Genomic DNA, 9,843 nt, shown 5'->3' with positions numbered 1-9,843 from the left:
ACGCTTACCTTTCGCAAGTCCTTGCAGGGCAAGGGGCTTCGTAATCTTGCCCTGGAGTTCGCTGGTAGTCGTCATAGTCGAAGAGCGGCTTAGTTCAACTCGTTTTTGGACAGAAATGAGTTTTGGAAAATCAAACATTAGCAAATGACTAATAACTTCAGGTATGACAAATAACTAAACCTGATAGAAAAACTGCCACCAAAGAGCAAAAGACAAGACCTGACCCTATTGTTTTTTGTACGCAAAAAAACAGCAGTCAGTGATAGGGTTTAATCGCCAAATAAATTCTACGCAAACTACCATTTTCATGCCGGGCTAAATGACATGGTTCAGCATGCACTCCCAAGGGCCTCAAAGGGAAGATTGAGCACCTTCTGCCCATTTGGTCAGCTTTAAATCGTCCAAAATAAGCAGCACGCAAGGCACAACAATTGACGCTAGTAACGTAGCCGAGACTAAGCCAAACGCAATACTGGCAATTAACGGGATCAGAAATTGCGCTTGCGTACTGGTTTCGGTTAACAGTGGAAGCAATCCTGCAAATGTAGTTAACGAGGTGATAAATATCGCTCTAAATCGGTCACGTACCGCCTCTCGACAAGCGTCTATCAAGCGCTCGCCTTGGGCGATATTCTTCTTAATAAAATTGACCAACAGAATGTTATCGTTAACGACGATACCCGCTAAGGTAGCAAAGCCAACCAAGCTTGGAATAGTCAAATCGAACCCCATGCCCAAGTGCCCCCATACCACACCAATCCAGCCCATAGGGATTGCCAGCAGCACAGCAATCGGTTGAGTGTAGCTTTGTAACAGGAACACTAAAATAAGATAAATCCCCACCACGCCAAGAGCAAAGAAGGTCGCCAGCGAGGAGCCCGTATCTGAGCTTTCTTTATCCTGACCTTGCGAGGTGAAGGTGATGTCTGGGAATTTGTGTTGAGTTTGCGAGACAAATTCGCTATTGAACTGCAGCATGATTTCACGCGCATTGGCAACCCGCGTATCGATATTGCCTTGCACAACCACAGTGTTCATCCCATTAATGCGGTGAATTCGCGAGAAGGCTTGTTTTCTGTCAAACGTCGCAACACTTGATAATGGAACTAGGGTTCCATTGCCTGCCGTCACCATCAAGTTATTCAACTCATACAGGCTAGCTTGGTGCGTAAACTCATCCAGTCTCACACTAATATCCACCAGCTCGCCTTGTTGGAAAACCGTCAGATCAGTACTGCCTTTTACCGCGCTGCGCAGCGTTTGAGCAATGTTGGAAGCATTAACTCCCATCACGCCAGCTTCATCTTTAAGGTTAACGTGAAATTCGGTTCTGCCCTCACGCAGATCGGTGGAGAGGTTATAGACACCGTCAAATCCCTTCAACCATTTCACCAGCGAGCGGCTGACTTGATTGAGCTCTTGTAACGACTCACCCTGAACCCGAATATCAATGCCATTGCCAGCAATGCCCCGTTCTTTATCGGTAAACTTGAGTGAAACCACATCCGCCGTAGGGCCTACTTTTTGTTTCCAATCTTGGATCAGATCTTTAATGCTCTGCTGCCTAAATTGCGCTGGCAATAGATCGGCACTGACGGTTGCCATATGCGGCCCCGACTCATTAGCATCAGCATTTGAGTTGAACATGATCGTGGTGCTCGCGACCAAAGGTTTTGAGCTTGGGTATTTCTCTGCGTATTCTTGGTTGAGTTCATCAAGCGCGTTTGAAACCTTCTCCACCACCGCCTCTGTCTGGCTCAGTAAACTGCCTTGAGGGAGCAAGATACGCGCCTGCAGCACATCACTTTCCAAGGCAGGCATGGCTTTGAATTTCAGCCAACCTGACGAAATGGAAGCGGTTGAAATCATCACCACCATCACCAATATCCCTACTGAAAGATAAGGTGCATTCATCGCCTTGACACTCACTGGCACAAAGAATCTGTCTCTGATGTTTTCAAAACCGGCAATGAACTTGTCCCGTATAGGATTAGAGCGAGATTCAGTATGGCTATGTGCCAAATGAGACGGCAAGATCAAGAAAGCTTCTATCAGACTAACAAGCAAGGTAATCAATAACACGATGGGAATATAGCGTAGTACTTCGCCCATCTTGCCTGTGAGAAACATCAGCGGCCCTATCACCATGATGGTGGTAGCAAACGATGCAATCACACCTGGGAAGACTTGTTTGGTACCTTCAACTGCAGCGTCAAACGCGGGTAGCCCTTGTTGCCTCTTGGCAGCGATGTTTTCTGCAATGATCAACGAGTCGTCCATTAGCAGACCAATCGCGACAATCAGCCCGACCAGCGTCATCATATTCAGGGTATAACCGAGAAGTTGTATCGCAAAAATGGCGCCAAGGAATGAAACCGGCAGCCCCATGGTGACCCAAAAGCTAAAGCGAATATTAAAAAACGCCCACAACATCAAAAATGCCAGTGCTAATCCCTGTGCGCCATTGCTGGTGAGGATTCTCAGACGCTCAATAATATTGGTGCTGGAATCTTGGGTGATGGTTAAAGCGACGCCTTCAGGGGCTCTCGCCTGTTCTTTTTCAACGATGCTGACGATCGCATCTTTGACCGTTAAGGTATCTTGAAATTGCGTTTTGGACACCTGAAGCAAAGCGGCACGCTGACCATTGAACAGGATTTGATTTTCATCGCTAGTGAACTTCTGCTGAATAACGGCAACATCACCGAGGCGAACCTGAGTCCCCGTCTCACTGGATTTAATCACGATATTTTCGAAGTCTCTGACGTTGCTGCCTAAGTGGTCGAAGCGGACGCTGATCTCTTCCAAGTCATTACTAAATACGCCAGCAGGAGTGCTGATACTTTGCTGTTGTACTAGATTGGACAAGTCGGACACACTCAGGCCGTACTGCTGCAACTTCCACTGCGATACGCGAATTTCTATTTCTTGATCTGCAAAACCGCTCACGGTCACCTGAGCGATCAATGGGCTCTCTTTTAACTTGTGCTTAATTTGTTGGGCATAGAGATATAAGTCCCTATCTGACATATTGCCGGTAATCGCGACACTGGCCACCGTTGCCACTCGGTCCAGTTTCGACACCGTGATCTGCTCAACTCGATCCGGAAAATCACTGATGGCGTTAACCTGCTGTTGAATATCGCTGGTTAAAGTGTCAATGTCTTCATCATCGCCGATTTCCACATTGGCGATGACCAAACTCTCTCGGGCATCACAGCTTAACTCTTTAATTCCACTCAGCTTATCGAGAGAATCTTCCAACGGGTAACACACTTCTTCCATCATCTCAAAAGGTGACGCGCCCGGATAAACGATCCGAACCTCAATATTTTTGGTCGGCGTCAACGGAAAAGTGTCTTTCTGCAGTTTGGGCAAGGCAAAAGCCCCTAACAGCAGTACCGCCATCATCAGGACATTGGCGCCAGTGGTGTGCCGAGCAAAAAAAGCGATCATAATTTGCCCTCTTTCTGAATCGCGTTTAGGGCTTTAAATCCGCTCTGCGTATCCAACCAAAGGCCGATTTTCTCATCCGGTTGCGGTTGTAAAGCCATCCCCTCAACGGCGGGTAAAAGTTTACTTAGCACAACCACATCACCGAATTCCACGCCAGATTTGATCACCGCAACCTGCCCTTGGACGAAATCTATCCTGACAGGTTTGCTTTTCAGTTTACCTTCAGAGACAGTGTAAACTTTACCATCATGGATGGCGTTTATCGGTAGCAAGACTTGTTGCTCCATCATTGGTGCTTTAATCGTGACTTTAACGAAAGTCCCACGAATAAGTGGTGGCTTCTCCCCGGGAATGGCTTGCTGATAGGGCTGATTTACTTGTGCAACCAGGCTTTGGCTTTGAGTCTGAGCATCGATTTCACCGCCGGAGCGGCTGATCTCGGCAGGCCAAGTAATTACTTTATCGCCTGCTTGGAGCTCGACTGTCGCGCTCAAGTTGCTATGAACATCTTCGTCAAGCGAGTCAAAGCGATTGGAATTTCTTAGCGGACGCATTTTACCAAGCGGAAACTGCGCGCGAACCTCAACGGCATCGATGTCATCCGCTTTGAGCAGCAATTCCCCCTTGTTGACATACTCGGCGAGTCCAACCAAGGTTTCGACAATGCGAATATCAAATGGGGCTTTAATTACGGTTTGTTCGAGATCTCGGTTTGCAAGTGCTAGTTCCGTTTGCAAAACCTTTTGCTGCGCTTGATTAATTGCCAGTTGGTTTTTCTGTGTCTGGAGCTGTTGCTGGCTGCTGAGCAAGTCTTTGGTCGCGCGGTCTTTCTCTGTTTTGGAGATATGCCCGGTTTCACTCAATTTGATTGAGCGGGCATATTCGGACTGTTGTACCTCAAACTCTTTCTCTGCAATCTTGAGCGAATCGATAATGGTCTGATTCGTTAGCATTAGCACTTCAAGCTCAGCTTGCAAACGGGCAATAGTAAGTTGATAAGCGGTGGGGTCAATTCTAAGGAGTTCGCTGTCTTTGCGGATAATAGCGCCCGTTTTGTATTGCTCAGAAACCCACACAACCGCGCCGTCAAGTTCAGACTGTGCCTGCCAGTCTTGAACAGACTCGGTATGTCCATATCCGATGGCAGAAGGTTGGATATTTCGCGGCTCGACTTTCAACACCCGAACCACCTTTTTAGCAGCCGTATTACTCGCATTAGGCGGTTCAGCCTTCATCCCTGGTGCGATCACCAATAACGCGATGCCCAACAAAACAGGAGGAACAAACAGAGCCCTTTGTAACCAGCTATACCTAGTCATAGCGATTCCCTTACTATATATTAGCTTTTCCTTAAGCAAAAGGTAGCACACCAACATAAGCGGATTTGCTTCCTTGATCTCAAAATAAGTCAGGCCTCACAAATGGAGGCCTGATTGAATTGAGCTACTGATTGTTTTTGCCTTTGCCCATGGTATTTTTGGGGTTCACCATGCCTTGATGAGCATTAAACTCTTGTTGAGAGATAGCGCGATCCGCGTTGCTATCTAACGAAGCAAAACTGTGGCTTTGATTGATATTTTTCAACGTACGTCCCTCTTCTGCTCGCTGGGCAATACGTTCTGAGCGTGCTTGATTGAACTCGGCTTCGGTTATCTTGCCATCACCATCGAGATCAAACTGTGAAAATACTGGGCGTGACATATTGTTATTCATGCCTTTATTCATTCCACCAGCCATTGCTCCGAAGGCAATAACGATACCGAGTAACGCGATTATCGTGCTTTTGATTTTCATGACGTTTTCCTTCTCTTTGTTTCACTACTTAAGAATATACTAATGTAAGTAAGATAACGTCATGTGATGTAAAGGTATGTAAAGATGGCTAAGTAGATATCGATTTATGTTCTTATCGGTTTGTAAGCGCAGCGCAACAGAAATTATGAAACTTCTGCCGCTAGTACTCTGGTAAGAGTACAGGCATAGCTATGTCCAAATGGTTTTCAAATTATCCCAAACTTTCAGCCACCGAAACCGAAACCGAAACCGAAAAGCCAATGATATAAAATCCCTAGTTTCGAAAAATATGGCGATTTTTAGACATTCAGAGTGTTTTCGAACTTTTGCCCAGCAGTTTGCCTTGCAAATATCCAACAGACAAGGGATTACTTTTAGTAGGGCAAATACATGTTAACATTCTGTTAACTCTGACTGGTAATGGGGCAAAAGTGTTTTAGCTTACCTGCCCCGTATTGAACAATATGAACGCGCAAATATAAGCGGTGAGATCGATAGCTTTACTCAGCGGTATTCCTGCACCATGGTTCGCATTGACATCAGTACGAATCATCACAGGCGCACCACCTTGATGCTTGTCTTGAAATTAACGATACAAAGATTTGGTCGACTCTCTCACAATTAAATCAATCGAAGGCAACCTTGCTTCATGTCGCTCGCCAGATAACAAGTTCAAGATCGACTGAGCACACACTTCACCAATCTCTTCAATTGGCTGCCTTAATGTTGTTAACGCGGGTGTGAAATACTTCGACGTTGGTAAGTCATCAAACCCAATCACTGACACATCTTCTGGCACTTTATAACCGTGATCGTGTAGCGCCTTAATCGCCCCGTAAGCGGTTTGGTCGTTAGCAGTAAACAAGGCGGAGAAGTGAACCTTAGATTCTAACTCTTGAATTCGTTTTTCTAATGCTTCGATATTAGTTTCTGCAGCAAAAGAAGAGAGTGAAGCAAGCGAAGCCGCCACTGCGACCGTTATTGGCAAAAGCTTAAATTTTTGCATTGTAATTCCCTATTATTTTTTTGAGTTTTCATCGAACAGGGAAATATTAAGCAATGAAAGCGTTGAAAAGTTGGTCGCTGTTCACACTGATAAATTAGGTCGAGAGCCATGAAACTTTTAGAAAAGTCATACCCAAAACTATTAATTTAATATCAGAAACTTAGGAAAGGAAACGCGTGAAATATCAGCTTGAAATCGCTTTCATTTCATCAATAATGGCGGGATCTATCACGGAAAAGTGTATGTAAAAATGAAGGAAATATGGTGCAGTTTTGATAAGTTTTCATATATATGAAAAGCCTCAAAATCTAAGGTCGATTTTGAGGCTTTTTAGTCTGAGTCAAACACCCAATTATCTAGAATCAAGCATTATCTAAAACGAATCTAGAGATTCAACGCCCATATTAAACAGCGTAAACGCATAAATATCGGCAGTGAGATCGATCGCTTTACTCAATGGCATTCCAGCACCATGCCCTGCATTTACGTCAATACGAATCATCACGGGCGCACTACCTTCATGCTTATCTTGCAGCTCTGAGATGAACTTATAAGAGTGAGCCGGTACTACGCGGTCATCGTGATCAGCGGTCGTCACCAATGTTGCTGGATAATCCGTGCCACGCACCACATTATGAACCGGAGAATAGCCAAGCAGATATTCGAACATCTCTCTGTTCTGCGCGGATGTGCCATAGTCGTACGCCCACCCTTCGCCAGACGTGAATGTGTGGTAACGCAACATGTCCAACACCCCAACAGCAGGCAGAGCCACTTGGAACAGCTCAGGCTTTTGTGTCATACAAGCTCCTACCAGCAAGCCTCCGTTAGAACCGCCGCGAATCGCCAACTTATCGCTACTGGTGTAGTTTTCTTCAATTAAGAACTCGGCAGCAGCAATGAAGTCGTCAAAGACATTCTGCTTTTTCTGCTGAGTTCCCGCTTTGTGCCACGCCTTACCATACTCACCACCGCCACGCAGGTTCGGCACCGCATATACGCCACCCAGTTCTAGCCAACTGCCAACCGTGCCCGAGAAAGAAGGCGTTAGGCTAACGTTAAAGCCACCATAGGCGTACAACATGGTTGGATTATTGCCATCTAACACTAATCCCTTCTTATAAGAGATAAGCATCGGAACCTTGGTGCCATCCTTCGAGGTATAGAAGACTTGTTTAGACTCAAATTGATCCGACTCAAACGGAGACTCAGAGCGTTGGTAGATTTCAGAATTGCCTGATTCGACATCGAAAGAGAAAATCGTTGGCGGCGTTACATAGTTGGTAAAGGTGTAATAAAGCTGAGTTTGCTCGTTTTTTCCACCTAAGCCACTGGCCGTTCCCAGCCCAGGCAAATGAATTTCACGAACTAGGTTACCTTGGTAATCCAACTGCTCAATCTTAGACACCACATCCACCATGTAGTGAGCAAACAAGTCGCCACCACCCGTGCTGATATCCAATGGCTGTGGCTTTTCAGGGATGATTTCGAGCCATTTCCCATCGCGAGTACCAAAGCTCACCACCTTGCCATTAGGCGCATCAAGATTCGTATATAGAATGAAGGTCTCATCTTGGTTATCGATGAGATAAATGTCGCTATCCACATGATCAATCAGCGTGTTCAGCTGTTGTTCTGGTGAGTTTAAATCGATATAGAACAGTCTATTACCCGATGTCGACTCTCGCCCTAGAATGATCAAGTAACGGTCGTCTTCGGTGGTATAGCCTGATACATAGCGGTGCTGCTCAGCGTTGTTCTCACCAAAGATAACTTTGTCGCTAGCTTGCTCTGTACCCAACTCATGGAAGTACAGCTTGTGTTGCTCAGTACGAGCAGAGAGTTCACTGCCGTCTGGCTTGTCGTAACTAGAGTAATAAAAGCCGCGATTACCCAACCAAGAAATACCAGTAAATTTGGCGTCAGTGATTTCGGCTTCAAGCTGCTGTTTAGTCTCGGTATCAATCACGAAGATCTTACGCCAGTCGCTACCACCTTCAGAGATGCTGTATGCCACTAAGCTGTAATCTTTCGAGAACGAAACTGAGCCCAATGATGTGGTGCCGTCTTCCGAGAAGGTATTCGGATCTAGGAAGACTTCAACCTGTTGCCCCTCTTTCTGACGATAGAGAATACTGTGGTTCTGCAGACCATCATTCTTATAGAAATAGGTATAATCACCTCGCACAAACGGCTGCGAGCTCTTTTTGTAGTCTTGTGCTTTTGCCAGTCGCTCTCTCAGTTCCGCGCGATACGGGATTTGAGCGAGGTAATCAAACGTGATTGCGTTTTGACTCGCCACCCACTTCGCGGTCTCGTCACTTCTGTCGTCTTCTAGCCAACGATATGGGTCTTCGATTATCTGACCAAAGTAGTCATCGCTGACGATCTGTTTATTGGTGATTGGATATGGATACTCTTTTAAATAGCTCATCGTGATCCTTATTAAAAATAGTGAGAAATCGTCAAGTAGCGCGTTCTGATATGTTCAATCAATAACTTAATCTTGTTTGGTGGCTGGCGAGTAAAAGGGTACACCGCATAAATTCCCAACTTTTTGCCTACCAAATCAGGGAAGATATCCACCAGCTGACCATTGCGAATGTCGTGATAAACCAGACAACGTGGTACGTACGCCACACCATGCCCACCCAGCGCCGCTTTTCTTAACGCGGTCGCATTGTCAGTCGAAAAAGAGCCCGCAACACGCACGATATATTTGTCATTGTCGGTACAGCCATCTTTACTATGCAGAAACTGCCATTCGCTAGCACCCGTTGTTTGATAGGCGTATTGCAAGCAATTGTGCTGCACTAAATCTTTAGGCAGCATCGGCTTACCGTTCTTAGCAATATAAGACGGCGAAGCGCACACCACCCATTGTGAATCCAATATATGACGAGCAATGAGGCTTGAATCTTCCAAGTAGCCGGTTCGAATCACCAAATCGAGACCATCCTCAACCAAGTCGACAAAGCGATTATTCAGAGACATATCGACCGTTAAACCTGGGTGCATATTACAAAACTCGGCCACAGCGTCTGCCAGAATCAAATCTCCGGAGATAGTAGGCACTGACATTTTGATATGACCACTAACATTTTCACCAAAGCCTGAAACTGCGTCCATAGCCTCTTGAGCCGCCTGCTTCACATTTTTGGCTCCGTGTAACATTGCCTTACCCGCCTCGGTAAGCGTCAATTTACGCGTGGTTCGATATAATAGCTGCACGCCAATCTCTTCTTCCAAACGCGCAATTCTCTTACTAACTACCGAATTTGTAAGGTTATTTTGTTCTGCCACCTTACTAAAACTACCCAGCTCTACTACCTGTGAAAACAGGATCAAATCGTCTGCTCGCATTTGATTATGCCAATTTTGGAATTAATTATTTTCATTATTTCCCTATATCAATAAAAAATAAAGGGGTAAATTCACGCCAAATTAACAAAACAATTACAAAAACAGCTTTTGCAATCACATCGGTTACAAATAAAGCGACTCTAATTACAACAATTGAATCCTCGAGATTCAGATTACACCTACAAAACTAATGACGTGTTATTCACTTCAAACATGAACGTTTG

Annotated in this window: 6 protein-coding genes; all 6 read right to left on the bottom strand. The window is 45.5% G+C overall.

Going from position 1 to position 9,843, the window contains the following annotated elements; all coding sequences use genetic code 11:
- Nucleotides 1–351: 351 nt before the first annotated feature.
- On the bottom strand, nucleotides 352–3,456 hold the full coding sequence (locus tag ACED41_RS19790; RefSeq protein WP_017063782.1) for an efflux RND transporter permease subunit: 3,105 nt from the start codon (nucleotides 3,454–3,456) through the stop codon (nucleotides 352–354).
- On the bottom strand, nucleotides 3,453–4,775 hold the full coding sequence (locus ACED41_RS19785; RefSeq protein WP_371725519.1) for an efflux RND transporter periplasmic adaptor subunit: 1,323 nt from the start codon (nucleotides 4,773–4,775) through the stop codon (nucleotides 3,453–3,455). The genes ACED41_RS19790 and ACED41_RS19785 overlap by 4 nt, the downstream gene beginning before the upstream one ends.
- 124 nt (nucleotides 4,776–4,899) lie before the next feature.
- A complete protein-coding gene (locus tag ACED41_RS19780; protein ID WP_017059884.1) occupies nucleotides 4,900–5,250 on the bottom strand; it encodes an EF-hand domain-containing protein in 351 nt (116 codons plus the stop codon).
- Nucleotides 5,251–5,836: 586 nt separating this feature from the next.
- Nucleotides 5,837–6,256, bottom strand: a complete 420-nt coding sequence (locus ACED41_RS19775; RefSeq protein ID WP_371725518.1) for a substrate-binding domain-containing protein — start codon at nucleotides 6,254–6,256, stop codon at nucleotides 5,837–5,839.
- A gap of 373 nt (nucleotides 6,257–6,629) precedes the next feature.
- On the bottom strand, nucleotides 6,630–8,690 hold the full coding sequence (locus ACED41_RS19770; RefSeq protein WP_371725517.1) for a prolyl oligopeptidase family protein: 2,061 nt from the start codon (nucleotides 8,688–8,690) through the stop codon (nucleotides 6,630–6,632).
- An 11-nt stretch (nucleotides 8,691–8,701) separates the two neighbouring features.
- A complete protein-coding gene (locus ACED41_RS19765) occupies nucleotides 8,702–9,619 on the bottom strand; it encodes a LysR family transcriptional regulator (RefSeq protein ID WP_017068571.1) in 918 nt (305 codons plus the stop codon).
- Nucleotides 9,620–9,843 lie beyond the last annotated feature (224 nt).

The organism is Vibrio sp. 1F255 (assembly GCF_041439145.1).
Classification (GTDB): Bacteria; Pseudomonadota; Gammaproteobacteria; order Enterobacterales; family Vibrionaceae; genus Vibrio; species Vibrio crassostreae_C.
The sequence above is the reverse complement of the archived record's forward strand: the minus strand, read 5'-3'. Positions and strand labels throughout refer to the sequence as shown.

What these genes read in the sequence shown, in the direction of transcription:
- ACED41_RS19790 (WP_017063782.1), bottom strand. Translation starts at nt 3,456, where the DNA reads ATGATCGCTTTTTTTGCTCGGCACACCACTGGCGCCAATGTCCTGATG.
- ACED41_RS19765 (WP_017068571.1), bottom strand. Translation starts at nt 9,619, where the DNA reads ATGCGAGCAGACGATTTGATCCTGTTTTCACAGGTAGTAGAGCTGGGT.
- ACED41_RS19785 (WP_371725519.1), bottom strand. Translation starts at nt 4,775, where the DNA reads ATGACTAGGTATAGCTGGTTACAAAGGGCTCTGTTTGTTCCTCCTGTT.
- ACED41_RS19775 (WP_371725518.1), bottom strand. Translation starts at nt 6,256, where the DNA reads ATGCAAAAATTTAAGCTTTTGCCAATAACGGTCGCAGTGGCGGCTTCG.
- ACED41_RS19770 (WP_371725517.1), bottom strand. Translation starts at nt 8,690, where the DNA reads ATGAGCTATTTAAAAGAGTATCCATATCCAATCACCAATAAACAGATC.
- ACED41_RS19780 (WP_017059884.1), bottom strand. Translation starts at nt 5,250, where the DNA reads ATGAAAATCAAAAGCACGATAATCGCGTTACTCGGTATCGTTATTGCC.